The sequence below is a fragment of the Shewanella decolorationis genome (assembly GCF_004354305.1).
GTDB lineage: Bacteria > Pseudomonadota > Gammaproteobacteria > Enterobacterales > Shewanellaceae > Shewanella > Shewanella decolorationis.
The window spans coordinates 1,995,094-2,021,382 of record NZ_CP037898.1 but is presented as its reverse complement, the minus strand read 5'-3'; the positions used below and the strand labels follow the sequence as shown (position 1 = coordinate 2,021,382).

Annotated in this window: 17 protein-coding genes and 3 tRNA genes; 9 read left to right on the top strand and 11 right to left on the bottom strand. The window is 49.1% G+C overall.

Annotated features, from left to right (window positions below; translation table 11 throughout):
* Nucleotides 1-31: 31 nt before the first annotated feature.
* From EYR25_RS09275 to orn, 4 genes are all read right to left on the bottom strand, one after another.
* Nucleotides 32-107 (bottom strand) — tRNA-Gly (locus EYR25_RS09275).
* A 32-nt stretch (nucleotides 108-139) separates the two neighbouring features.
* Nucleotides 140-215 (bottom strand) — tRNA-Gly (locus tag EYR25_RS09270).
* A 123-nt stretch (nucleotides 216-338) separates the two neighbouring features.
* Nucleotides 339-414: transfer RNA gene (locus EYR25_RS09265), tRNA-Gly, on the bottom strand.
* A gap of 189 nt (nucleotides 415-603) precedes the next feature.
* A complete protein-coding gene (gene orn / locus EYR25_RS09260; RefSeq protein ID WP_086902935.1) occupies nucleotides 604-1,149 on the bottom strand; it encodes an oligoribonuclease in 546 nt (181 codons plus the stop codon).
* Between the two features lie 112 nt (nucleotides 1,150-1,261).
* Here orn and rsgA point away from each other — a divergent pair, with 112 nt between their 5' ends.
* The 5 genes from rsgA (at nucleotide 1,262) to EYR25_RS09235 (ending at nucleotide 8,194) form a co-directional block, all read left to right on the top strand.
* Nucleotides 1,262-2,326, top strand: coding sequence for a small ribosomal subunit biogenesis GTPase RsgA (gene rsgA, locus EYR25_RS09255; protein WP_133179555.1), 1,065 nt, complete (start codon nucleotides 1,262-1,264; stop codon nucleotides 2,324-2,326).
* Between the two features lie 80 nt (nucleotides 2,327-2,406).
* Nucleotides 2,407-3,285, top strand: coding sequence for an archaetidylserine decarboxylase (gene asd, locus EYR25_RS09250; RefSeq protein WP_011627258.1), 879 nt, complete (start codon nucleotides 2,407-2,409; stop codon nucleotides 3,283-3,285).
* Between the two features lie 14 nt (nucleotides 3,286-3,299).
* The gene (locus tag EYR25_RS09245) at nucleotides 3,300-4,184 is read left to right on the top strand and encodes a DMT family transporter (protein ID WP_023268794.1); all 885 of its coding nucleotides are present in this window, start codon (nucleotides 3,300-3,302) and stop codon (nucleotides 4,182-4,184) included.
* A gap of 68 nt (nucleotides 4,185-4,252) precedes the next feature.
* Nucleotides 4,253-7,456 carry a mechanosensitive ion channel domain-containing protein gene (locus EYR25_RS09240; RefSeq protein WP_039978981.1) on the top strand — a complete coding sequence of 1,068 codons (3,204 nt, stop codon included), beginning with the start codon at nucleotides 4,253-4,255 and terminating at the stop codon, nucleotides 7,454-7,456.
* 15 nt (nucleotides 7,457-7,471) lie between these two features.
* On the top strand, nucleotides 7,472-8,194 hold the full coding sequence (locus EYR25_RS09235; protein ID WP_133179553.1) for a glycerophosphodiester phosphodiesterase: 723 nt from the start codon (nucleotides 7,472-7,474) through the stop codon (nucleotides 8,192-8,194).
* A gap of 23 nt (nucleotides 8,195-8,217) precedes the next feature.
* On the opposite strand, the gene EYR25_RS09230 is transcribed toward EYR25_RS09235, so the two are convergent.
* The gene (locus EYR25_RS09230; protein ID WP_011621386.1) at nucleotides 8,218-8,553 is read right to left on the bottom strand and encodes a DUF3392 domain-containing protein; all 336 of its coding nucleotides are present in this window, start codon (nucleotides 8,551-8,553) and stop codon (nucleotides 8,218-8,220) included.
* A gap of 90 nt (nucleotides 8,554-8,643) precedes the next feature.
* Here EYR25_RS09230 and EYR25_RS09225 point away from each other — a divergent pair, with 90 nt between their 5' ends.
* On the top strand, nucleotides 8,644-9,576 hold the full coding sequence (locus EYR25_RS09225; RefSeq protein ID WP_133179551.1) for a D-2-hydroxyacid dehydrogenase: 933 nt from the start codon (nucleotides 8,644-8,646) through the stop codon (nucleotides 9,574-9,576).
* A gap of 159 nt (nucleotides 9,577-9,735) precedes the next feature.
* Here EYR25_RS09225 and EYR25_RS09220 read toward each other — a convergent pair whose 3' ends face one another.
* Nucleotides 9,736-11,310 carry a methyl-accepting chemotaxis protein gene (locus EYR25_RS09220; RefSeq protein ID WP_133179549.1) on the bottom strand — a complete coding sequence of 525 codons (1,575 nt, stop codon included), beginning with the start codon at nucleotides 11,308-11,310 and terminating at the stop codon, nucleotides 9,736-9,738.
* A gap of 237 nt (nucleotides 11,311-11,547) precedes the next feature.
* Here EYR25_RS09220 and EYR25_RS09215 point away from each other — a divergent pair, with 237 nt between their 5' ends.
* A complete protein-coding gene (locus EYR25_RS09215) occupies nucleotides 11,548-11,739 on the top strand; it encodes a bacterioferritin-associated ferredoxin (RefSeq protein WP_011715776.1) in 192 nt (63 codons plus the stop codon).
* A 199-nt stretch (nucleotides 11,740-11,938) separates the two neighbouring features.
* Here the strand turns inward: EYR25_RS09215 and EYR25_RS09210 are convergent, their stop codons facing one another.
* Complete coding sequence (locus tag EYR25_RS09210) at nucleotides 11,939-12,595, bottom strand: thiopurine S-methyltransferase (RefSeq protein WP_133179547.1); 657 nt, start codon at nucleotides 12,593-12,595, stop codon at nucleotides 11,939-11,941.
* Between the two features lie 89 nt (nucleotides 12,596-12,684).
* Nucleotides 12,685-13,029, bottom strand: coding sequence for a hypothetical protein (locus EYR25_RS09205; protein WP_039978797.1), 345 nt, complete (start codon nucleotides 13,027-13,029; stop codon nucleotides 12,685-12,687).
* A gap of 244 nt (nucleotides 13,030-13,273) precedes the next feature.
* Here EYR25_RS09205 and EYR25_RS09200 point away from each other — a divergent pair, with 244 nt between their 5' ends.
* Nucleotides 13,274-15,082, top strand: a complete 1,809-nt coding sequence (locus EYR25_RS09200; RefSeq protein ID WP_133179545.1) for a protein kinase domain-containing protein — start codon at nucleotides 13,274-13,276, stop codon at nucleotides 15,080-15,082.
* 40 nt (nucleotides 15,083-15,122) lie between these two features.
* On the opposite strand, the gene EYR25_RS09195 is transcribed toward EYR25_RS09200, so the two are convergent.
* From EYR25_RS09195 to EYR25_RS09185, 3 genes are all read right to left on the bottom strand, one after another.
* Nucleotides 15,123-17,525 (bottom strand): zinc-dependent metalloprotease, encoded by a 2,403-nt coding sequence (locus EYR25_RS09195; RefSeq protein WP_133179543.1) that lies wholly within the window; start codon nucleotides 17,523-17,525, stop codon nucleotides 15,123-15,125.
* Between the two features lie 84 nt (nucleotides 17,526-17,609).
* Nucleotides 17,610-21,320 carry a response regulator gene (locus EYR25_RS09190; protein ID WP_023268803.1) on the bottom strand — a complete coding sequence of 1,237 codons (3,711 nt, stop codon included), beginning with the start codon at nucleotides 21,318-21,320 and terminating at the stop codon, nucleotides 17,610-17,612.
* A 218-nt stretch (nucleotides 21,321-21,538) separates the two neighbouring features.
* Complete coding sequence (locus tag EYR25_RS09185; protein WP_011627270.1) at nucleotides 21,539-22,933, bottom strand: PhoH family protein; 1,395 nt, start codon at nucleotides 22,931-22,933, stop codon at nucleotides 21,539-21,541.
* 402 nt (nucleotides 22,934-23,335) lie between these two features.
* Between EYR25_RS09185 and rapA the strand changes: the two genes are divergently transcribed.
* The gene (gene rapA / locus EYR25_RS09180) at nucleotides 23,336-26,242 is read left to right on the top strand and encodes an RNA polymerase-associated protein RapA (RefSeq protein ID WP_133179540.1); all 2,907 of its coding nucleotides are present in this window, start codon (nucleotides 23,336-23,338) and stop codon (nucleotides 26,240-26,242) included.
* Nucleotides 26,243-26,289 lie beyond the last annotated feature (47 nt).

Genomic DNA, 26,289 nt, shown 5'->3' with positions numbered 1-26,289 from the left:
TAATGACTTGGTGAATCACTAAATTTGTATTTGGAGCGACATATCGGGTTCGAACCGATGACCTATACCTTGGCAAGGTATCGCTCTACCAACTGAGCTAATGTCGCATTTACGTTTTAAGACTGTAACCGTCTGAAATTGGAGCGACATATCGGGTTCGAACCGATGACCTATACCTTGGCAAGGTATCGCTCTACCAACTGAGCTAATGTCGCATAATTATCGCTGTCACATCCGCTTTCAACATTCACAAAGGTATCGTCTATTAACCTTTATCAACTGAGCTAATGTCGCATAATTTCTTATTTAATGACTTGGTGAATCACTAAATTTGTATTTGGAGCGACATATCGGGTTCGAACCGATGACCTATACCTTGGCAAGGTATCGCTCTACCAACTGAGCTAATGTCGCCTTTTGTATCGATGCCACATTTGCCTTCAACATTCACAAAGGTATCGTCTCCTAACCTTTATCAACTGTGCTAATGTCGCCTTTACTTATTTGACTAGACAACCATGCCCGCATCAAAAAGCTGAGGCCGCATTATATGAAAAATTTATGCGGCTGCAACCCCTTCTTGCAGATTTATCTGCTGATCGGTCAAATTTTAAATACTTTGCTGCGGTAATACTGTAATTCCGCGATCGACTCTTGGATATCTTGCAGTGCTTGATGGGTATTTTGCTTTTTGAAACCCGCCATAGTTTCAGGGCTCCAACGCTTCACTAACTCTTTTACCGTGCTCACGTCTAGGTTGCGGTAATGGAAGTAGTCCTCCAGTTCACGCATATAACGATTTAAGAAGCGACGGTCCTGACCCACGCTGTTACCACACATAGGCGAAGCGCCCTTAGGCACATATTGCTCTAAAAATGCGATGGTTTGTGCAACCGCTTGTGCTTCATTCACTTGGCTAGCACGCACTCTATCGATTAGACCCGATTCACCGTGGTGTTTTTGGTTCCAATCATCCATGGCCGCCAGCACATCATCCGATTGATGAATAGCAATCACAGGCCCCTGACCGATAATATTGAGCTCTTGGTCTGTTACTAAGGTAGCAATTTCAATGACTCTATCGACATCGGGTTCTAACCCTGTCATTTCGAGATCGATCCAAATGAGATTATTCGCGTCCGCCGCCATAATTCAGCCTTATCATGTCAGTTAGCCTAAATTCAGGCTTTTTTATTCAAGAGCGTGTATCATACTGCTTTTTTCAGACACAAAAAATCATCTAATTGACGAAGACAAATCAGTGAGTAAAAAGAAACCCCTAAGCCAAGGCCAATTACGCCGTATGCGCGCCAATCACGAGAAACGCCTCAATCGTGACAATGGTGATAAAAATGCGCCTGAGTTACAGGATAGCTCACTCGGCCCAGAACAAAGCGGAACCGTGATATCCCGCTTTGGCCAACATGCCGATATTGAAACCGAAGATAGCCAAATCGTGCGCTGCAACATTCGCCGCACCATTAAGAGCTTAGTTACTGGCGATAAAGTGATTGTACGCCTCGCCATTGAAACCCAAGCCAACAGTGGTATTGCCGGCATTGTTGAAGCGGTACACCCAAGACGCTCTTCCCTCTCGCGCCCCGACTTATACGATGGCGTGAAAATTATCGCCTCGAATATCGACCAAATTTTGATTGTGTCTTCGGTATTGCCTAGCTTTACCACCCAGATTATCGACCGCTATCTAGTGGCAGCCGAAGACACGGATATTCCGCCGATCATTATTTTGAATAAAATCGATCTGCTAACACCAGAAGAAGCCCCCGCCATTGAAGCCGCCTTAAAGCGCTACGAAGCCATTGGATATCCCGTATACAAGGTCAGCAGTAAGTTAGGCGAAGGCTTAGATACCATTAAAGCCCTGCTGAAAGATAAAGTGAGCGTATTTGCCGGCCAGTCCGGTGTAGGTAAATCTTCACTGGTCAATGCCTTACTGCCCGAAGCCGAGTTACTGGTGGGCGATGTCTCCGACAACTCAGGGCTGGGGCAACACACTACCACGACCGCTAAGTTGCTGCATTTACCCAGCGGTGGTGATTTAATTGATTCCCCCGGCGTGCGCGAATTTGCCCTCTGGCACTTACCCGCCCAACGTGTCGGTTGGTGTTTTATCGAATTTAGAGACTTTTTAGGTGGCTGCAAATTCCGCGATTGTAAGCATGGCGATGACCCTGGCTGTGCCTTAAAAGCCGCTGTCGATGCGGGTAAAATTAGCGAAGATCGCTTTAATAACTACCATCGTATTATCGCAAGCCTTGATGAGCAGCGTCACGCACGGCATTTTCGAGCCCAAAGCGATGAATAACTAACGCCATCGTTTCGCATAAAATTAACGTAAAACAAGTCTTAACCTAAGTTGAGCAACATAAAGGAAAGGAACATAAATTGGATAAAGTTAAAATTGCGCTGCAGTACATGCTGCCAAAGCACCTGTTATCTCGCTTAGTCGGTAAACTTGCCGCTTCTGAAGCTGGCGCATTAACGACTGCCGCGATTAAATGGTTTATCAAGCAATATAAAATCGATATGAGCGAAGCGGCTCAGAGCGAGCCCGAAGCCTATAAAAGCTTCAACGACTTTTTTACCCGCGCACTTAAGCCTGGTATTCGCCCAATTAATACTGCGGCCAACATCATGGTGCACCCGGTTGATGGTGCCGTTAGCCAACTCGGTCCCATCAAGGATGGGCGTATTTTCCAGGCTAAAGGCCATCACTATTCTTCACTCACCCTGCTGGGTGACCAAGCCGAAGATGCCAAACGCTTCGAAGGAGGTGATTTTGCGACCATTTATCTGGCTCCCAAGGATTATCACCGCATCCATATGCCGATAAAGGGCACACTGTCAAAGATGACCTATGTGCCGGGCGAACTGTTTTCCGTTAACCCCTTAACGGCGCGCCATGTGCCAGGCCTGTTTGCCCGCAACGAACGTGTTGTGGCGATTTTTGAAACCGAGCTTGGCCCACTAGCCATGGTATTAGTGGGTGCGACCATTGTGGCCAGTATCGAAACCGTGTGGGCTGGTACTATTACGCCGCCAACAGGCAAACAAGTCTTCACATGGGAATACCCAACGGTAGGTCCAGACGCCATTACCTTAGATAAAGGCGAAGAAATGGGTCGCTTCAAGCTTGGCAGTACCGTCGTCATGCTGTTTGCTAAAGATGCTATCGACACCTTCGCCGAAGGTGTTGAGCCTGAAGCAGTAACGCGTATGGGTCAAGCCTTTGCTAATCTGAAAAATCAGGCGTCAGCCGACTAACTACGGCTACCCAATTGAGCCAGACCGCTAAACCTTCGGGATTAATCGAATTACACTTAGCTGTGCTGATGTTTGGCGGCACAGCTTTGTTTTCCAAGTTAATCCCCTTAAGCGCTCTCGATATCACCTTCCTACGATGTGTTGTCGCGGCCTTGGTGTTGGCGTTACTCATCAAATTCCGCGGTAAATATTTAAGCCTTGCCAGCAAACAGGATTATCTGGTTGCTATCGGCTTAGGTGTGATAGTCAGCTTGCACTGGGTTACCTACTTCGCCGCGATGCAACTCTCATCGGTTGCCATCGGCATGATTGCCTTCTTCACTTATCCTGTGATGACAGTCATTGCCGAGCCGTTATTAACAGGCAATAAAATCAAGCTGATGGATATTATCAGTGGTGTTTTAGTGCTGATAGGCGTGGTGCTATTGATCCCCGAAGCCAATCTTGGCAACGATACAACCCTAGGGATTGCGGTCGGGATTGTCTCGGCGATGTTATTTACCGCCCGCAACCTGCTGCAAAAACGATATTTTTCCCAATATAGCGGCCCCCACACCATGTTTTACCAGACCTTAGTGGCGGCAGTGTTTCTTATGCCTTGGCATCAAACCGAGTTACAGACTATCTCCCTCGAGACTTGGGGCTTGATAGTGCTGCTAGGAGTGGTGTTTACCGCCGCGCCCCATGCCTTATTCACCTCGGCATTACGCCATTTAAGCGCTAAAACCGTGGGGTTAGTCTCCTGCCTACAACCCTTCTACGGAGCCATGTTGGCATTAGTGATCTTAGGCGAAGCGCTGAATCTCAACACCCTGATAGGCGGAACCATCATAGTCGCCACCGCCATCTTCGAAACCCATCAATCCCACCAGTCACAACGGCGAAAAAAGAACGCTTGAAACATACCAATCTTGGCCCAATTTGGCTAAGATGAGTGCGTCTTTCGCCCCTAATTGCTTTTGCTTATATGCCACGTATTTTATTGTTCGTTATTGCTTTTTTGTCTTTTTCTCTCCATGCCAATTCGCCCTTGCAATTGGACAAGCGCCTTGGCCTAAACAACCAAAATCAGCAACAAAATATTAGCATTGACGATCAAATTGCAGAGCTTAAAAACAACATCGACAGACTGGCGGCGAATGCGAGCAGTTTTCAGCAGGCTCAGCTCGATTTTGAAAAAAACAAAAAAATCATCGACCAAGGCTTAAAGGAAGCAGCTAAGCCCTTAAAGCTAGATAAAGCGACAGATCTCAACCAGCAAGCCTCGATGGCTTATTTACGGCTGTCGGAATTAAAAGAGAGCGAAACCGCCCTCGGTAATCAAGTCAGCGAACTGTTACAGCGCCACAATCTGCTGCCCTCTGTCATCGCCAACGCTAGGCAGAATGTGCTGCAAAATAAAAAAACGGAATTGGCGCCTATCGATACGCCAGCGGGTGAATTACAGCAAACGCAACGGGTTTTCTTCGAGCAAAGCCTCGCTACCAATGAGGCCGAGCTTGCCAGTAGCCAAAAGCGCATCGAACTCACCCAGCTGCAGTTACAGTTGGTGCGCCAACAATTAAGTCAACAGGAAGCCTTTATTGAAACTATCAATAAGGCGATGAATAAACAGCGTCAGCAACAAACCGATGCAACCTTGGCGAAAAATTTAGTCGATACCGCCAAGGTTGTGGATCCAGTGACCCGTAATATCGCCGATACCAATCAGATCTACGGCCAAAAACTGCAAACCTTAACTTTGCAAATCAATAACGTGGTTGAGCAGCAAGAACAGGCCGAGCTGCAATATCAATCCCAAGCCAAGCAACTCGCAAATATCCAAGAGCAAATCACTTGGGTCAAAATGAACTCCGCCTTTGGTGAGCGTTTTTTGCAGATGCTGCAATCTCTGCCTAAGCCGCCAAACCACGAGAAACTGCAAACGCTGATCGCCGATGCTCGCCTCGATAGATATCACCTCGAGCAACAACAGGCACTTAACGAGCAAGAGTTAGAGCAAACCAACCTCTACAACGAGGGGCAGATTAAACTGCTGCGCTCACAACAAGCGCTACTAACGCAGTTGATGCAGAGTTACGATCAATATTTAAGTGAACTCGGCAAACTTAAAGTAAATTATCAGCAACTTAGCCAGCAACATCTTATATTAAAGAATACCCTCAACGAGCATCTGTTTTGGGTCCCGAATGCTGCGAGCATTAACAAGCTTTGGCTCACTGACGTTCAACGCAGCGCTTTGTGGTTAGTACAAGAGGCGCAGTGGGGACAATTGAGTAAAGCCTGGCAGGAGCAAAATGACTATTGGTCATGGTGGATCATTCTGTTAGTGCTCTGTTTAGTGATCCAAGATTTAATAAAACCTAAATTCAATCGGTTACTGGGTCACTATGCCACTTATGTAGGCAACGTGACTCAGGATAAATTTATCTACACCTTCAAATCCTTAGTCCTGAGCCTTGGTTATGCCCTGATCAAACCGCTCCCCATAGTGGCGGCGGGATGGATTTTCTATCAATCCGAACGCAACTTTGTGCAGGCCGTCGGCATGGGGATTTTAGCGATAGGATTAGTTTACCTATTGTATCGATTGATATTTATCCTCGCCCTCGACAAAGGGGTCTTGGTTGGCCACTTTAAGCGGCCCTCAAAACTGATTCAGGCAGGCCAGCTCAGACTTAAACACTTTGTGTTTATCGCCAGCCCCCTTCTCGGCATTATGGGTTTTACCGAAATACTCGATGCCTCGCTTATCCGCAATAGCATTGGCCGTGGCGCATTTATCTGTTTTTGTTTGGTGTTATTCTTGTTATACAAGGATATCTTGGTGCTAAGCCGCCAGAATAGCGACACCCAGAAAGACGGCAAAAACAAACGCCTTATTCAAAAAATGCTCTGGGCATTGTTGATAGCTGTTCCGCTGCTCAGTGCTGGGCTCGCCTTTAAAGGCTACTATTTCACCGCCTTCCAAATGCTGTTGCAGTTGCAACTCTCCATCATATTGGGATTAAGCTTCCTGCTGCTTTATCAATTGATTAAACGTTGGATGTTGATTGAGCGCCGCCGCATTGCCTTCGACCGCGCGAAAGCGAAACGGGCTGAGCGTTTAGCACAGCGGGAAAAGGGCGAGACTCACCACAGCTCAAATGATGGCCTCGATACCTACGAAGAACCCGTAGTCGATCTCGAAACCATTTCGAGTCAATCCCTCGGGTTAGTGCGCTCCCTATTGCTATTGGCGTTTTTAGCCAGCTTGATTGGCCTGTGGACGCAAACCCATACGGCGCTATTTTCCTTCTTAGATGGCATTACCCTCTGGACGACAAATACCAGCATCAATGGTGTCGAGCAACAGCTACCCATTACCATGAAATCGCTGTTATTGGGCTTAATCATCGTTGGCTTCTCGCTGATGATCGCCACCAATTTACCCGGTCTGCTCGAACTGATGATCTTGCAAAGACTCGACCTAACACCTGGTACAGGCTTTGCCATCACCACAGTAAGCCGTTATTTAGTGGTGTTTTTAGGCCTGTTGATTGGTTTTTCGAATCTCGGGATGGAATGGTCAAAACTACAATGGTTGATTGCCGCCTTGTCACTGGGTCTAGGTTTTGGTTTGCAGGAGATTTTTGCCAACTTTATCTCGGGCCTGATTATTCTGTTTGAGAAACCAGTGCGTATTGGCGATACAGTGACAATCCGCGACTTAACGGGAACCGTGAGTAAAATCCAGATCCGCGCCACCACTATTATCGACTGGGACAGAAAGGAAATTATCATTCCGAACAAGGCCTTTATTACCGAACAATTGATTAACTGGTCGCTGTCAGATCCTATTACCCGTGTGATTGTTTATGTGTCGGTTGCCCGCGACTCGGATCCTGCCAAAGTGGAAGCAACGCTTTATCAAGCGGTGCAAGAATGTGAAAATGCGCTGCCTAATCCAGAGCCAGAAGTGTGGTTTGCGGGCTTTGGTAAACATACCCAAGACTATGAAGTACGGGCCTACGCCAAAGATATGTCGGCACGCTGGCCGCTACGCCACGATCTGCATAAACGCATTACCCGTAAGCTTAAAGAAAACAATTTAGAACTCGCCTATCCGCAAATGGAAATCCATCTTAAAAATGGCCAAACTCGCGATCAGGTCGGCATTATCCGCAGTTAATAGGACGAAAATTAGATGCTTATTTTTGCTCACCGTGGTGCCAGCGGTTATGTGGCAGAAAATACCTTAGCCGCGATGGCCAAAGCGATTGAATTAGGTGCCAAAGCCATTGAGTTGGATGTGCATAATGTCGACGGTGAGCTAGTGGTATTTCACGACCGCAGACTCGACAGTAAAAGCTCGGGCCAGGGCATCATCCATCTGGTCAACAAAGGATATCTGGACACAGTCACAGTCAAAGGCGAGCCCATTCCCACGCTCTGGCAAGTGCTCGAACTGGTTGCTGGCCGCGCGACAATCAATATCGAACTGAAAGGGGTGAATACGGTAGCCCCGCTACTCGCGCTTTATCCTAAGGCGATTGCCGAACTGGGGTTCAGCACGGAGCAATTGCTGATTTCATCCTTCAATCACCCTTATTTACAGCAAGTCAAACAGGCGTTGCCACAGGCATTAGTGGCGCCCTTACTTGCCAGTATTCCCCTCGATGGTGCTGCGGTCGTGAGCGAGCTAAACGCCTATTCCCTGCATTTAGATGTGAGTTTTATCAGCAAAGCCTTAGTGGATGATGCCCACCAGCGGGGCGCTAAGGTGTATGTTTACACCGTCGATCATAGCGATGATATCCATGCCCTTCAGCAGTTGGGTGTCGATGGGATCTTTAGCAATTTCCCCGACCGCGCCATGCAGGCGCTGTTGCAACCCACCAACACGGATTACTGCGACTACTTCGAATAATCCCTTGGCGCGGATTTAGCAGTTTAGGCTTGGCTATTTCGCTGCGCCCAATAGCCGATAAAGATGAACATGGCGACGATTAGCAAGAACATCCAATGGGATGGCATGGCAACGATTTGCCTTGCCACCCAAGGCGTAGCTTTGACGATCAGCAGTCCGTAGCCAAAGGCATTCACAATAATAAAAACAAAGGTTCGCAGAATAAACGAATGGCCAAGTAAATGCCGTCTGAGGATACGATTCACATCGGCTGAAAATACTAAAATCAAACACACGACCATGGCCGTGGCGATATCGAAGGACCAAGGACGAAGCATATTTCCTAAATGGCCAATAATGGCGACTAACTGATCAAACATAATCACTCAACCTAAAATGGCGCTGCAAAATCAAAACAACTACAGCAGCATATTGAAAAATAAAGACAACCAAGCATAAAGGGAGACGACATGGGGCACAAGTTACTCTTACTGACCAAGGCGAATGAGCAGTATCGCCAGCTCATTGAGGCGCAGCAGTTACCTGGGCTTGAGTTGCTCGATGAGAATCCCGCGAATATTGCAGAGGCCGACATTTGGCTTGCCGAGCCTAAGCTTGCCGCGCCGCTGCTGCCCCATGCCAAACAGCTAAAATGGCTGCAATCCAGTTTTGCGGGCATTGATGCCCTGATGGGGCCTAGAGCAAGAAAAGATTATCAACTCACTAACATTAAAGGTATTTTCGGCCCCTTAATGAGTGAGTATCTGTTTGGATACCTGCTCGCCCACGTGCGAGGACATCAGTTTTATCAAGCGCAGCAGCGGCAAAAATCTTGGCAAGTGCAAAGTGCTACGCGCAGCAGCTTGCAAGGGATGCGATTATTACTCTTAGGCACAGGCTCCATCGCCCAGCATGTGGCGAAAACCGCTAAACACTTCGGCATGCATGTTACTGGGATAAACCGCAGCGGCCGAGAGGTCGAAGGCTTTGATCTGATCCAGCCGCTATCGCAGCTCGCGCTATGCTTAAGCCAAAGCGATGTAGTGACCAATTTACTGCCCAGCACCCCAAATACACGTTTGCTGCTAAATGCAGACATGCTCGCTAAACTCAAAGCCGATGGGATTTTAGTGAATGTGGGCCGTGGTGACGTACTCGACCTCGATGCCCTCAATACACAGTTGATTGCGCGTCCTGCGCAGCTGGCCATTCTCGATGTGTTCACGCAGGAGCCTCTCCCTGCGAGTCATCCAATTTGGGAAAGACCCAACGCCATCATCACGCCCCATATCTCGGCGCCGAGTCATCCAGAGCAAATCGTGCGTATTTTTAGCGACAACTATCGCCGCTATATTGTAGCTGAGCCGCTGCAAAATCAGGTGGATTTTACTCAGGGTTACTAGTTGGGATGAATAGTTAAAGATAACGAATCACTACAGTCACTCAGGCAAAAACAAAAGGCAATCAGAGTGCTGATTGCCTTTCGATTAAGCCACTCTCTAATTGAGCCGCTAACTAATTAAGCCACTATCTAATTAAGTCACTCACGATTGCGACAAAGGTTAGACTTTAAAACTGCGCTTTAAAAACTGTCCGACTAGTACAGTATGGGAGTCCATTTCGCTAATCACTTCGTCATTGAGACCGACCATTTCACAGCCGAGTTGGTGGCTGGAATGGGTAAACTGCGACACATTTACCACACTACGATTCATCTCATTCGCGACACTCGACTGCTCTTCTACCGCACTGGCGATATGGTGGTTCATATCAGTGATCGTTGTAATCGCCTCACGGATAGTACGCAGTGCCGCTCCAGCTAAATCCGCTGTAGTAATACATTCGCCAGCAGCATCCACGCCCTCTTGCATACTGCGCACCGCCTTATGAGTACCTTGTTGTAACAGGTTAATCATTGTGTGAATTTCCTTTGTTGCATCATGGGTACGTTTCGCAAGCGCCCGTACCTCATCGGCAACCACAGCAAAACCGCGTCCTTGCTCACCCGCCCGCGCCGCTTCAATCGCAGCATTGAGTGCTAATAAATTCGTCTGCTCAGCAATCCCTTGAATAACATCCAGTACAGTGCCTATATCTCGGCTATGACCTTCTAGCTCAGTGATCACCTGCGAGGTTTCCTGTAATTGCTGCGCCATGGCTTGAATCGATTGAATAGTGCTGACAACGGTTTTATCGCCGTTGATTGTCTGCTCGGACGCCATTTGCGATGCACTCGCCGCATCGGCGCAATTTGAGGACATATCCCCAAGGGTTGCTGTCATCTGTTGCATGGCCGTGGCGACCTGTTCAATCTCAGCAAGTTGGGACTGACTGGTACTTTGAATTTCCTCACCTTTAGCCGCAGACACTTTAGCTTCTTTTGTCACCTTATCACAGGAATCTCGAGCACGACCTAACACGGATTTAAGCTCTGAATTTTGCATTTGCAGTGCCAGATCAATCGCCCCCAAATCATCGGATTGACCCGTATAGATATGTGCCATCAAAGGGTTATCGTAGATTTTCTTCGCCTTAGCAACCAGCGCCCGATAGCGGCCTAAAATCAGATTGCCGCCGATAAAAAGCGCGAGAGCACTGATGGCTAGCGCCACAAATCCCACCGCCCCTATCTGCAACGCCAAATACAACATGGGCAATAGAGCAACCAAGACGAGCAATGCCAACTTAGTCGGCATATCAAAATTGCGTTTTAATGCTTTTACTTGGCCACTTTTATTTAACTCGGCGTAGGCCGCTTCAGCCCTGTTAACCTGATCTCTGCTCGGTTTGGTTCGCACCGATTGAAACTCAGCCACCTGACCATTAATGACAATAGGTGAGACATAGGCGTCAACCCAGTAATGGTCACCATTGGCGCAGCGGTTTTTGACTATGCCTTTCCAAGGCTCACCTTTGCGAATAGTTTTCCAAAGATCTTCAAACGCTTGGGGAGGCATATCGGGGTGACGCACCATATTGTGGGGCTGACCTAACATGGCATTAAGGTCATACCCGGCAACAGTACAAAAGGATTGATTAGCGTAGGTGATATGACTTTTAGTATCAGTTGTTGAAAGCAAAATCCAATCAGCTGGATAGTCATTTTCGCGTTGTGTAACAGGTAAATTTGTTCTCATGATAACCCTTGGACCTAATGTGAATATTCTATTCAATCATCCATGAGTTATCCCTCCTTGATACCAATCCAATCATCCGTGTTAACACACTTTTCCAACCCCTGAGCAGAGATCATAGTTTAAAAAATGTGCAATGAGTAACAAATCGGATTATTGGTAAAACAAAACCATCAACAATATTGTATTTGATAAGCGTTTTCATTTAGAATTAGATTAATTCGTTTTGGAGTCGAAAAAATGTACGTTTGTCTCTGCCATGCCATCACAGATACGCAAATCAAAAACGCTGTAAGTCAGGGAGACTCTAGCCTTGCTGACGTTAAAAAGCGTTTAGGCGTTGCCGATCAATGCGGTAAGTGCGCCAGAATGGCCGTACAAATTATCCAAAACCAACTCGAAATCGAGCCTAATTATTACGAAGTGGCTTAACTTCGAGCCTCCTGCTCTTTTTCTGTCAAACTACATCTGTATTTCAATTCTTGTTCCTTGAGCGAGGCACTCGCCTTAATCGGGCTACCGCAAATCTCAGCGCATACCCCTATTTTGCCCTAATCTAATGATCTCTTAATGACACATCCCACTCAGCCCAAAAGCATAAATGCTTTGAGCTCAATGGGATGCAATCTGATTATCTGCGCCTTAATAGATAAGCCGCTTCATTCAGCCAAGGAACTTCTTTCTTAACAAACCTTGGGTTGTCCGCAAGCACGTCCTGACAATCCAATAGTTGGATGTCAAAATCGTCACTTAAATGCGTCTCCACCCAAGTTGGTGACACCGCAAAAGGCGGCCCACTTAAGGCTTCCTGCGGATAATCGAGTGTCACTAATAAACCTACGCTGCCTTGGGGCAATAACTGCGCTAATTGCTTGGCATATTGCGTCCGCATGCTCTCTGGCCAGGCAATTAAGGCGGCGCGATCATAAAAACCACTCACTTGCGCCGTAATAGACGGAGGCAAAGTGAAGATATCCCCTTGATATAAACTGACTTGCTCTGTCTGATAATGCTGATGCACCCCCATCGCGCTTTGCTGCATAGGTAATTGGTTCTCTTCGAAAAACTGCTGCACAGCGAGCTCATTTAACTCACAACCAATCACTTGATGCCCCTGCTCGGCTAAAAAGCACATATCTAAAGATTTGCCACACAGGGGAACAAAGACTTGGGCCTCAGGGGGCAATGCCAAGGTATGCCAATACTTTACGAGAAAGGGATTGATGTCTTGCTGGTGAAAACCAATCAGCTGTTGCTGCCACTTCTCATGCCAAAAACCGGGTTCCATAGGTATATCTCAAATGACTAAAGTTATCCTTACTCTAATGGCATTCATGGGTGGATGTAAAATCTCAGATACTGCATATTAATTTCGCTCTACAGACTCGCAAGAGCCTCTTGTACTTTGCGTAACCAAACGCAATTGTCACACTGGCATTGGCGGCGCGACAAATGGTGTGGGCTTAAGGAAGAGTCAATAAAGTCGACGGCAATCAGCAACTGCTGCTTAAGCTCGGCGACGGATTTTTGCTCGACAGCCACCAGCTCATCGTTCTGGTTCATCCAAATACATTCCATGCCCTGGTGGCAAGTAAGACACTGCTCATCGCGATCATTAAAAAATACCGCATGTGGACAATGGGTCACTTCCATTGACTGCAAAATTCGCTTACGCGGAAACTCTAATAACTCGATCAATAAAGCCTTATCTGGGGCGGGCATATGCCCTCCTTTCATCCACTTTGTCCACGGGAAATTTAACAAACATGTATCCCATCCAATGGCTTAAGATTACCTAGACTCCATACGATTTAACTTGATATAAATCAAAGTCAGCGACGAAATGATGGGATAGGTAAACTCTAAAATCACAAGGTTATCGCAGGCAACATCACTCGAGCATCCAACGCCGATTTGCTTATCTGCCTCGCTTACTGTTTAAATAACCAAAACAAGGAGTCGCGCATTGCAAACACCCCAACTACAACATTTTTACATTTCCGAAGAGCAATCCATTTACTTGCTCAAAGCCAACGATGCCCGTAAGCACAAGGCGTGGATCCGTTTATGTAAACAACAATTAAGTAAGTTGGGTTATCGCGACATTGAGTTTATCGGTAAGGGCGCTTATGGCTTTGTGTTTGCGGGAATCAACCAAGCCGACGAAGCCCATGTATTTAAATTCTCAAGAATTAATCTGCCGCAGCATATTCAAGACCGCTTAGAAGAAGAAGCCTTTATGCTGTCCTTGCTCAAACACCCCAACATTCCGGGGGCGATCAAATTTGAGCGGGTTGGTAAACAAGGGATCTTAGTGATGGAGCGGGCTAAGGGCGAAGATCTTGAGCAGCTTTGCCGCCGCTTAGGCGCCCTGCCCCCCGCCATGGTAATGAGCATTGCCCGCCAACTGGCCGATATTCTCTACTATCTGCGCACGGGTAAGCCCTTAGTGCATGGCGATATTAAGCCTTCAAACCTTGTCTATGATATTGAAAGTCAGCACTTATCCCTTATCGACTGGGGCTCAGCCGTATTTGCCCAACGGGATGAACACAACAAGGCCGTTGAAGACAATGTGATGACGCTGATGTCGAGCGATCAGCAGCACACCAATGCCCGCATGGGAGATGTGTATTTTATCGGTGAAGAGCAGCTAAATGGTGCGCTCTCCAGCCCGCGTTTCGACGAACAAGGCGTGGCAGCGACCTTGTATGCCTTGGCCTCTGGACAGGCGAGTCGCTTCGGCGCACAGGTAATCCCGCCCACCAGCATAGGCTTACCCATGGAGTTGGCGCGCACCTTAGAGGGCATGCTCAGTAGCGATGCCGTGCAGCGCAATCTGGCGGGGGATTATTTTCTCAAAAGCATGCGCCACAGCCATAGATTGCATTTACCTGAATTGCCAAAAGCTGAGCTGATGGGCGAAATCCCTGTGTGGGTGCAATCCCGCGAAAAAGATGTCGAAACCGTCAGTTACAGCTCGCGCAAATCCTTTTTAAAGGAACATAACGCCCAGGATCCCATCGCTAAGATGGATGACATCCAGCTCGAAAAATACTATCGCAACTTCTTAGCCGGTATGGGGGATACCGAAAAGGGCTTTATCGCCGCCGTGGGTCGCCTAGGTCAATATCCCATAGTGGGCGGCCTTGCCATCCATTGGCAAGAAACCGGCGTGTTTATCGACTCCAACCTGGCCATTTACGATGCTAAACAAAAGAGTGCGCTCATCATCGCCGTCAATAATATGGTGACGCTCGCGCGGGGAATTAAGCGTATCGGGGTGTTTAAGGCCTGCTTCTTTAACGCCAGAGACACACTACATATCGAGCGCGAAAACACCAGCGAACCCTTTGTCGCCAGCGCTGATTTGCAACTGCCCTTCGAGGTGGGTGATGTGCCGACCCTTGAAGATAAATCGCGGCTGCACTCTTACTTTGAAGACGGTAAGGATCCGGATGAAAACCTCGAATTACCGAGTGAAATCATGGAGGAATTGGCGCGTATCAACCAAATCCACCACACGGGCTGCATCATTTTTGAGGCCCTGCCGAATCACTTAAAGATCCACAGTTACTTAAAACTGCTCAATCCGCGTAAACAGGCGGCGTTTCGCGCCAGCCTCGACCGCATTCTGCATTATGTGGGTAAAATTCAAGGTCATGGGGTGTCTGGCTTTATGAAACTGCCCTATAAAAATACTCGCCGCTTTACCCATATTGAGCGTAAGTCCGAGCATTTTTATCCCAGAAACCCAAAAGAAATAGGCGCATAACGAATCTCCTCGTTAGCGCCTATGATGCTGAAAACCAAGCTTAGATTGGTGAACCCGGCGGCAATCTCAAGGGTTTTGGAATGAGTTTGCTGTTGGCATCCGTGAGCCCTGCACTCAGCCCCTGTTGCAACCAAGTGTAGTGGGAGGCTACCTTGGCATTCGCGCGATTGGCTTTGGCTTTAAGCTGTTTGATCACGAATTGAGCGCGCTCATAAATAGCCGCCTTCACCTCTGCCGAGGTTTGTGGATCGTGATAGGCAGACAAGAGTTCATCAATCACCACCGCATTCACCCGCATCCACACACCTTCAATCAGAGCGAGTTTATCTTCTTGATAAAGGGTCGCGGCAAACAGCTTATTGAGTAAGGTTTCGACCGAGAGCTGCTCATTATCCGCCATCGCCCCTTGGCTGACGCGATTTAAGCGCAGTGGCATCAACATCTGGCCCACGGTATGGCGCGCTAACACTTCCGCCATGCCGAGGGGATCGCTCACCACTCCAAGCCCAGACTCGAAGGACTCACGCGTCGCTTGATAATTACCCGCTTTAGGCACCAGCGTATCGAGTAAGGCTTGCGGAACCGTTAAGCTGGCGGCATCTAAGGTGCTGAGCAGTGCATCGAGGGCCGACAATTGTAACTGCGGCGCGATATAGCTCCAGCGAGCGCCTTCGCCGACGGATAGATAATTGTAGTCTGTGCCGCCAATAAACTTACTGACCGCATCGATTTGGTAACGGCTAAGTAAATAGATAGGCACAAAGGCATCGGCTAATTCACCCAGTGGCTCGCCCGGTAACAGGGCTGTGCTGCTAAAACCTTCAATCGCCTTAGCGCGAATACGATTCAAATCCAGTAGCTGCGCGATAGGATCGTCACCGCTATCCCACAGGCTGGCATAGGCTTGACTGGCATCCTTCTGGCGCGAATCTGCTTCGCCAATATAGCGCAGCCCTTTGCGGGCCACTTCGGCCAGCAACTGATTTTGCAGCGCCTGCTGAGCGGTGGCATCGCCTTCATCGCTATAGCCGTACGCGATAGCAAAGTTATCCCATGGCCCGACACCTACGCCATAGGGTGCTGATATATCAATGTCATTACCTTTCAGCAGGATCTTAGGATGGGGATAATCCATCACAGAGGCATCCTGATTAGTCGAGGCGGCAAAGTTATGATCTAAGCCTAAGGTATGGCCGACCTCATGGGCGGCGAGTTGGCGAATACGCGCTAAGGCTAAGTCATTAGCCGCTTGCTCGGCGGCGCTTCTATCACGCCAGCCCGCAGTTAAGCCTTTGGCAATTAAGTAATCTTGACGCACACGCAAGCTACCTAAGGTCACTTGGCCTTTGATGATTTCACCGGTGCGCGGATCGGTTAACGCCGCGCCGTAGGACCAGCCCCGCGTGGCGCGGTGTACCCACTGGATCATGTTGTAGCGAATATCCTGCGGATCGGCATCGGGCGGTAAGAGTTCAACCTTAAAGCCGTTGATAAATCCCGCTTGGGTGAAGGCCGTTTCCCACCAGCGTGCGCCATCGAGCAGCGCCGAGCGGATAGGCTCAGGCACACCAGGGTCGAGGTAATAGGTGATGGGCTTAACTACTTCGCTGGGCGCAGGACCAGGATTCACCTTTTGCAGGCGGTGGCGCAAAATAACCCGTTGCACCAGTGGCGCCGAAAACGGCGTGGCATAATCGCGATACTCATCGGATAAATAGCCGCTCATGGGATGATAGGCGCGAGCTTGATAGCCCTCCTCAGGCAATTCGACAAAGGAATAGCGCATCCGCACCGACATTAAAGTGCCGTCGGGCGTGACCCTCGCCACTTGCTCACCCGCAGCATCGGCTTTAAAAGTAAGCTGCACATCGACATCGCTATTCTTTTCAAAGGATTTCACCCCAGCGGGTAAAATTGCCGAGCGGGTTAAATCAAGGCGATAACTCCCCTGCCCAGTATGTTGCAGTACGCTGGCAACGCCGTGTAAATCATTGAGCACTAACTCGCTAATCGCCACCATATCTGGCTTACCGTCGAGCAATTTGCCCTGCCACAATACTGAATCGGCAAAGGCTTCATTCACTGCTCGTTTTTCGGCGGCATCTTGGGTATTGGCGCGATACTGAGTGTTTAGCTGCTTAAGCTGGATATAGGGACCTTGACGCTCAAACTGCACCATGCGGGTTTGGCCTAATTGGCCACGGTCGAGACCGATATCGTTAGAACCGACTCCTTCAGGCAAGCTAGTCACCAAGAGAAAGGGTTGATTTAAGCGGCTCACCTCGAGGTATAACTCGCCCTCGCTTGGCTCATAGTAAAGATTAAGAAATCCCTTAGCGGCTTGGCTCTGCTTAACGACTTTAGTGCTCGGTAAATTCGCAGCAACGCTGAGTGTGGGTAAACCTAAGAGTAGGATGGCGAGGGCTAGGCTATAGGGTTTCATCTTTCCTCCTGATTGGGCTGTCTACGTGGTCATGTTACACAAAATCTAAACCACGCGGGGCCATCATTGGCCCCGGGCAAACGATTAATGATGATTATTCTTGTGTTTTATCCAATGCGATAAGGTTTCAAACAGCTCCGTTAGCACTATCGGCTTAGTAATATGGGCATTCATCCCCGCCGCGAGACTCTTTTCCCGATCGCCCGACATCGCATGGGCTGTCATGGCGATAATAGGTAGCACATCGGCGCTAAAGCGTTCACGCAGTGCCCGCGCCGCGGTTAAACCATCCATCACTGGCATTTGAATATCCATTAATACCGCATCAAAGGGGCGCGAGTCGATAATATCGAGGGCAATTTGACCATTCCCCGCCACCACGACTTCGTATCCCGCGCTCTTTAACAGCTCGGTCGCCACCTGTTGGTTGATAAAGTTATCTTCCACCAAGAGCACCAGGCCAGTATGTTCGCCCTCTTCTGCAGGCACTTCATCAATAGGCTGCACCACATTGAGCCTTGGCTCATCGGCAAAGGCGGCGATGATTTCATCGAACAGACTCGATGCCTTAAAGGGTTTTTGCAACACGGCAAACACATTGGCAGTTTCGACTTCGTGCTGTAAAGGCTCAGCCGCATAGGCGGTCATCATGATGATAATAGGTCGTTTTGCGATGCGGCCTTCGGCCACCATAGTATCGATGGCGGTGATCACATCGCCGCCATCCATCTCTGGCATCATCCAGTCGAGCAACAATAAATCGATAGGATCCCGCGACAACTTATACAGCGCCTCGGCGCCGCTGGCGGCCGTATCCACCTCGAAGTGGAAATCGCGCATCAGCGCCGAGTAAATTTGCAGCGCCGTCGGGTTATCGTCCACCACAAGTGTGCGTAAATTATTGAGTTTTTCAGGTACCACTAAGGGCTCAACCTTGGCCTCTTCAGCAATTTCAAAGCTGATGGTAAAGCTGAAGGTACTGCCAACGCCTAACTCACTCTGCACCTGCATCTTGCCGCCCATCATGGAGACCAAATGCTTACTGATCGATAAACCTAATCCCGTGCCACCGTACTTACGGGTCGTCGAACCATCGGCCTGGGCAAAGGCATCGAACAGTTTTTCCTGCTGATCTTTACTGATCCCAATACCCGTATCCCGCACCCAAAATTTTAAGGTAATTCGATGGTCGCGCTCGCCCACATCTTCGCAGCCCAGTTCAATTTCACCGGATTGGGTAAACTTCACCGCGTTCGATAACAGGTTAATCAACACTTGGCCTAGACGCAGCGGGTCGCCCTTAAGAATGAGGCCTGCCGTCACTGGCGCATACAGTAATAACTCGACGCCTTGCTCCTGCGCCTTAAGCGCGTTGAGATCGAGGGCATGGTCGAGCACTTTATCCAGTGGGAACGGCACCCGCTCCAGCTCTAATTTACCCGCCTCAATCTTAGAGAAGTCGAGAATATCGTTAATAATCCGCAGTAATGACTGCGCCGAGAAACCAGCTTTTTCGAGGTAATCCTTCTGCTGCGCCGTCAGCGAGGTGCGCTGCGCTAACTGCAACATACCGATAATGGCGTTCATTGGCGTGCGGATTTCATGGCTCATATTCGCCAAGAATTCACTCTTATACAGGTTCGCCAGTTCCGCGTCCTGCTTCGCTTCAAGCAGCGCCACTTCGTTACTCTTATGGCGCGTGATGTCCTTATGGGTACCGACCATACGCTTAGGCTGACCATCGGCGGTAAACTCCACCACCCGGCCGCGGGAAAGCACCCAGTGATAACTGCCATTTTTGCCTAAAATCCTAAACTCGATCTCATAGGCATCGACGGGATTTTGCAGATACTGATTACGGTACTCTTCAACTCGAATTCTATCGTCAGGGTGCGTCAGCTGATCGATTGCCGATACTAACGCAGGGAATTCATTGGGTTTATAACCCAGCATCGAATAGTAGGATGGGTTGCAAATAATATGCTCCGAATCCAGATACCAGTCCCACAGACCGTCTTCCACCGCGTCCATCGCTAAATGGTAACGCTCCTCCGACAGGCGTAACTGCTCGGCGGACTCGTACTCACGCGTCACATCGCGCCACACGGCAATCAAGCCTTGTAGCTCGCCACGGCGGTTATAGAAAGGCAGTTTCAGGGTATCGAGCAATACAGGTTTGCCCGCTAACTCGACCTTCTCTTGATAACGCAGCGGGGTGCGATCTTTTAAGATCTGCTCATCCTCGGCGCGAATACGAATGCCCATTTCTGGCGAGGTTAAATCCTCCGACGACAGACCGATCATCTCGCTTTCGGTGTAGCCCAGCATCCGCTCGGCGGCCTTGTTACAGCCGAGGTAATTGCCTTCTTTATCTTTAAAGACAATAGCTTCTGGGATGGAGTCGAGTAAGGAGCGCAACAACGCATACTCACGCTCGCGGCGTTCGGTCGCATCTTTTAACCGCTCGGTACGGCGCGCGACCAGTTTGTCGAGTCGCTTATTCTGCTCGGCTAAATGATGGGTGTATTGCTTGTTTTCCTCAAAGATGCGGCTCACCAATAGGAACCAAGGCTCCCATCCCGGAGTAATTTTTTCTGGCGGTTTACGCGGCTCTTGGGAGCAGCCCTCTAAGTGGGATAACAGGCGCGATGCCGGGCTCACGAAGGAGCGGCGCGTTTGCCAGTGCACTATGGTCACCAGCACCGACAGAGCGATCACTACTAGGATAAAGGTCAGCTGCAGTTTTTCGACCGAATCTTGGAACAGATCGTCTTCATTCTGCAGATACAACAAGCGCCACGGCGCGTTATGCAGCGCGACCGAGTGAATATAGTAACCGTTACGAATGATGCCTTCGTGGGCATCGAACAATTCGGACTCGGGGAGCGAATGCAGCTCTGAAGGAATGCGCTGACTGATGTGGTACACCCGATTGATATCGGAGCCATCGAAGTCGCTGTGGGACAAAATATTGTTCTGCTGATCGAGCAGGATCACCGTCCCTGGCATCTTGAAGTACACCCGAATTTGCCGCGCCAATGAGGCCAAGGTCATATCGAGGTTAATGGACCCCATAAACTCATCATCGAGATAAACAGGCACTCCTAAGGTGGTCAGCAAGCCTTTGCCCGTCGAATCGACATAAGCCTCACTCCAAAACACGCTGCGCTGCGGGTTCATCGCCGGAGTGGCGTATTGGAATTGTTTCTTATTGAGCAGCTCGTCCCTAAAACGCTGGTCACCGTTGGTCCAAGGGAAGTAGGACATCATCCGTTGGCGGGATAAATAATAAATCGCCGAGGCTTTAGGCGCGGCTTCCTTAGCCACAGGGAAAGACAGTGACAATTCGAACAGCATTTCCAGCTCTTGGTAGAACTTATCGCTGCGACCATCGAGGGAGCCCGCGCCCGTGATCCGCCCCATGTTGGTAAAGGGTTTACCGCCCTTGGCGTAGTTAGGCTCTAAGGTAAAATACTGACCACTTTCGTTAAATTTGCCGTATTGCGGTAAACGCTCTTTACGCACCAGTTCACCTAAGCGCAGGTGATCCACGGCCACATCCCGCAGACTCTTCACCGCGCGGATGCTCGACTCCAGTAATAAGTCGATTTGCAATACGTGACGCTCGACCTGCTCTTCACGCTGATCCATCTGCTGAGTTTTTTGGCGATCGAAAAACATCCACGCCGTCAGCAACGACAGGACAATCACGCCGATATAAGTATAAAAAACAGCACGGTTATAATTCTTTTGGATCGGCGATTTTAGCTGGAGATCCGGCTCACTCGATTTCATCCACTACCCTTGATTGCAGCGCTTGATTTTAGCCATCGGTGGCAAAAGTGACTGAGTTCATTTATGGCTTCATATATTAGCAGGAAGAAACCCCGAGTCGCATCAAATAATTGCCGTACGAAGGCTGTCAAAGTCTATGATTAGTTAATTGAAAAACATAGAAATGCGTAAAAACAAAGGTCCCACGAGTGAGACCTTTTGTAACAATAAAGTAAATGTTAGAGATGTTCTTCGGCGTATTCGGCCAAGCGTGAACGCACCACCCCATTCAAGTACAGGTTAGCGCTGCCTTCAAAGTCTTTAAAACGTTCCACTATATAGGTTAACCCCGAGGTCACCGCGGTGAGATAGTTCGAATCGATCTGTGCTAAGTTACCGCAACAAATCAATTTTGTGCCTTCGCCCATCCGAGTGATCATGGTTTTGATCTGAGATGCCGTGAGGTTTTGACATTCATCCAAGAGCACGATGGAGTTTTGAATTGAACGGCCGCGCATAAAGTTGATCGACTTAAATTGGATATTCGCCTTCTCCATGATGTAGTTCAAACTGCCGGTCGGATTCACATCATTCTTATGCAGCACTTCTAAGGTATCGGTAATGGCCGCCAGCCATGGCATCATCTTCTCTTCTTCGGTGCCGGGTAAAAAACCTATTGATTCAGCAATTTCCGGCGTATTACGAGTCACAATCACCTTATCGTAGCGATTGCGCTCCACCACCAGCTCAAGTGCCGCCGCCATTGCCAGTAAGGTTTTACCGCAACCCGCTGGCCCCGTTAAGATCACCAGATCGATATCGGGATCGAGCAGCGCCTGCAACGCCATACCTTGGTAAACATTCTTGGGTTTTACGCCCCAAGCCTCGAGGTTTTTTAAGCGTTCGCGGCCCAGATCTAAAATATGCAGATGGGTATCGCTTCGCTCGGTAACTCGGCCACAAAAATCAGATTCGGTATCAATCAGATACTGGTTAATGTAGAAGGGTTCGTTGTCTAAATCTTTCAGTGGGACTTCGTGAATCGTATGTCGACCGTGGCGCTCGGTGGATACCTTGTTTAAATGTTCCCAGAAATTTCCTTCGAATTGATAAAAGCCCTTGCTGAGGAAACGAATATCATCGATCAGCTGGTCGGTTCGATAATCCTCAACCAATTGAATACCCGCGCCCTTGGCCTTAAGACGCATATTGATATCTTTAGTGACTAACACCACGGTACGTGGATGGTGGAGGTTTTGCAGGTGCAGAGCTGTGTTGATAATGCGGTTATCGTTGCCATCCCCCGGCAGGGCGCCTAGGGTAAAATCGACAAGATGGTCAGGGAAAATAGACAGCGCCCCTATCGCATCGGCATGCCCTTCTCGACTCGGCAAAGGGACACCATTAATGATTTGTTCCGGTGTAGTATCACCGCCTAGGGTATCTTCCAGCGCCCGTATGGCGACCCTAGCATCCCGACTCACATCACTCTTTCGATCTTTAATCTGGTCTAGCTCTTCTAGCACTGTCATCGGAATGACCACATCGTGCTCTTTAAACGAATAGATCGCCAAAGGTTCATGTAGTAACACATTGGTATCCAGTACAAACAACTTTCTGTCGTCTTGTTCCATGGCGCCTCCAGAGTGCTCGATTGTTTTTATGCTACATCTCTTTCCCGGTGAGTGGATATGGCTCCTATGTCAGTTGGCGAAGTAAAGAATGATCTTAAAGTTCAAGCCTCTACTTAATAAAGACGGCTAGCGGCTTAAACTAATATTGGCACCATTCTCTGTGAATGCCAACCGAATGAACCCGTGTTTAAGTCGGTGACTCGAGGGCAGTGTAGGTCCCTCGATATGACAGTAGCATGACAAATCATCGAAGCACTATAGAGAATTTTCTTCACTGTTCAATTTGTAATCTAGTGTGTGGGGAATTAGGCTCTAACGGGTGAGAGGGCGATTCAAATATCCCTAGTATTGATATAACATACGCGCCCTTTGTTAGAGTCCGCCCAGAGATGAGAATTTAAGATGCCGTTTGCCTTAGGACAACGTTGGATAAGTGATACCGAGTCAGAGCTTGGTTTAGGAACAGTCGTACAAGTTGAAGGCCGTATGGTCACAGTGTTATTCCCTGCGACTGGTGAGAACCGCATGTTCTCGCGCAACGAAGCCCCCCTGACCCGTGTCATATACAACCCTGGCGATACGGTTGAAAGCCATGAAGGCTGGAGCCTCGCGGTTGAAGAACTCACCGAAAAAGACGGCCTCGTTGTCTACCACGGTATCCACAGCGAAACGGGCGAAAAAGCCAGCCTGCGTGAGACCCTATTAAACCACAATATTCGCTTTAACAAACCGCAGGATCGCCTGTTTGCCGGTCAGATTGACCGCCTCGACCGTTTCGGCATTCGTTATCAATGCCAGTTACTGCGTCATCAACTGGCGACCTCAGATTTACTCGGCTTACAAGGTCCACGCGTTGGCCTTATCCCCCACCAAATGTGGATTGCCCATGAAGTGGGTCGCCGTTATGCGCCGCGTGTATTACTGGCCGACGAAGTGGGTTTAGGTAAAACCATCGAAGCGGGTCTGATTATCCATCAACAACTGCTCACTGGCCGCGCCGAACGGGTGTTGATTATTGTGCCGGATACCCTGCGTCATCAGTGGTTAGTGGAAATGCTGCGCCGCTTTAACCTGCGCTTCTCGGTATTTGATGAAGACCGTTGTGTCGAGGCCTTTGCCGATCACGACAATCCTTTCTACACCGAGCAGTTAGTGATTTGTTCCCTCGAATTACTGCGTAAAAAGAAACGTCTCGACCAAGCACTCGATGCCGACTGGGATCTGCTGGTCGTCGACGAAGCCCACCACTTAGAGTGGACCGAAGAAGCTCCGAGCCGTGCCTACCAAGTGGTTGAAGCATTAAGCGAAGTAGTGCCTGGGGTATTATTGCTGACCGCAACGCCGGATCAACTCGGCCATGAGAGCCACTTTGCGCGCCTGCGTTTGCTCGACCCGGATCGTTTTTACGACTACGATGCCTTCCTCGCCGAAGAAAACAGCTACAAAGATGTCGCCGTTGCCGCCGAAGCCTTAGCGGGCGACGGAAAATTATCCGATGCCGCCATCAATAGCCTCACCGAATTACTCAGCGAGAAAGACATAGCGCCGAGCATTCGGTTAATTCAAGCCGAAGATATCGACAGCGAGCTGCAACAAGCGGCCCGCAGCGAGTTGCTGCAAGAATTGCTCGATCGTCACGGCACTGGCCGCGTGCTTTATCGCAACAGTCGCGCCTCGGTAAAAGGCTTCCCGAAACGTATTTTCAACGCCTATCCCCATGCAATGCCTGAGCAGTATCTTACCGCTGCCCGTGTGAATGAGATGATGGGTGGCCGTAAGAGCTTAGAAGCCAAAGCGGCACAAGCCCTAAGCCCTGAAAAACTCTACCAAGAATTTGAAGATAACAGCGCCAGTTGGTGGAAATTCGATCCTCGCGTGGATTGGTTAATCGAGTTCTTAAAGTCGCACCGCAGCAAGAAAGTGCTGATCATCGCCAGCGGCGCCGATACCGCCCTGAGCTTAGAAGAAGCACTGCGTACCCGTGAAGGTATTCAAGCCACAGTCTTCCACGAAGGCATGTCGATCATCGAGCGCGACAAGGCGGGTGCCTACTTCGCTCAAGAAGAAGGCGGCGCCCAAGCGCTGATCTGTTCTGAAATCGGCTCCGAAGGGCGTAACTTCCAGTTCGCCAGCCACTTAGTGCTGTTCGATCTGCCATTAAACCCAGATTTATTAGAGCAACGTATCGGCCGTTTAGACCGTATTGGTCAAAAGAACGATATCCAAATTCACCTGCCTTATCTGCAAGATACGGCGCAGGAGCGTCTGCTCAACTGGTATCATCAAGGCCTGAATGCCTTCGAACTGACCTGTCCAAGTGGCCATGTGCTGTTCAGTGAATTTGCCGAAGATCTGTTAAACGTTCTCGTCGGCGGGGATGAAGATGAGCTGACCAATCTGCTCAATCACACCCAAAGCCGTTACAAAGAACTGAAACACGCTATGGAGCAAGGCCGCGATAAGCTGCTGGAAATCAACTCCCACGGTGGTGATAAGGCTAAGGCGATTGTCGAGCGCTTAGCCCAAAGTGATCAGGACACTAAGCTGATTGGTTCGGTGATCCGCTTGTGGGACATTATCGGTGTCGATCAAGAAGATAAAGGTGAAAACTCTATCATTCTGCGCCCAAGCGAACATATGATGTTCCCAACCTATCCGGGCCTGCATGAAGATGGTGTGACAGTCACCTTCGACCGTGATACCGCGCTGTCCCGTGACGATATCGCCCTGATCACCCAAGAGCACCCATTAGTGCAAACAGGTTTAGATCTAATCACCGGCTCTGACACAGGCACGACTAGCGTCGCGATTTTGAAAAACAAAGCCTTACCCGCAGGCACCCTGTTCTTAGAACTGATTTATATGGCGGATGCTTCGGCGCCTAAATCGAGCCAGTTATACCGTTATCTGCCACCAACACCTATCCGCGTACTGCTGGATAAAAACGGCAACGATTTGTCAGCCAAGGTGGATTACACCAGCTTTGACAAACAGTTAAGCGCGGTTAACCGCCATATTGGCAGCAAGTTGGTTACAGCTTCACAACCGATTCTGCATCCGTTATTTGCTAAGGGTGAAGAATATGCCCAAGCCGCGGTGAACGAGTTAGTGGCACAGGCACGTGAGAAAATGACCAGCCAACTGACGAGCGAATTAGACCGTTTAGAATCCTTGAAAGCGGTTAACCCGAATATCCGTGAGGAAGAGTTAGAATACCTGCGTAATCAAATGCAGGAACTGAGCACTTACCTCGACGCGAGTCAGCTACAGCTCGATGCGATTCGTATGGTATTGGTGAGCCATGTCTAATCCGCAATGACGGTAAGCCTGAGCCGCCTCAGGCTCACTTAAGCGAA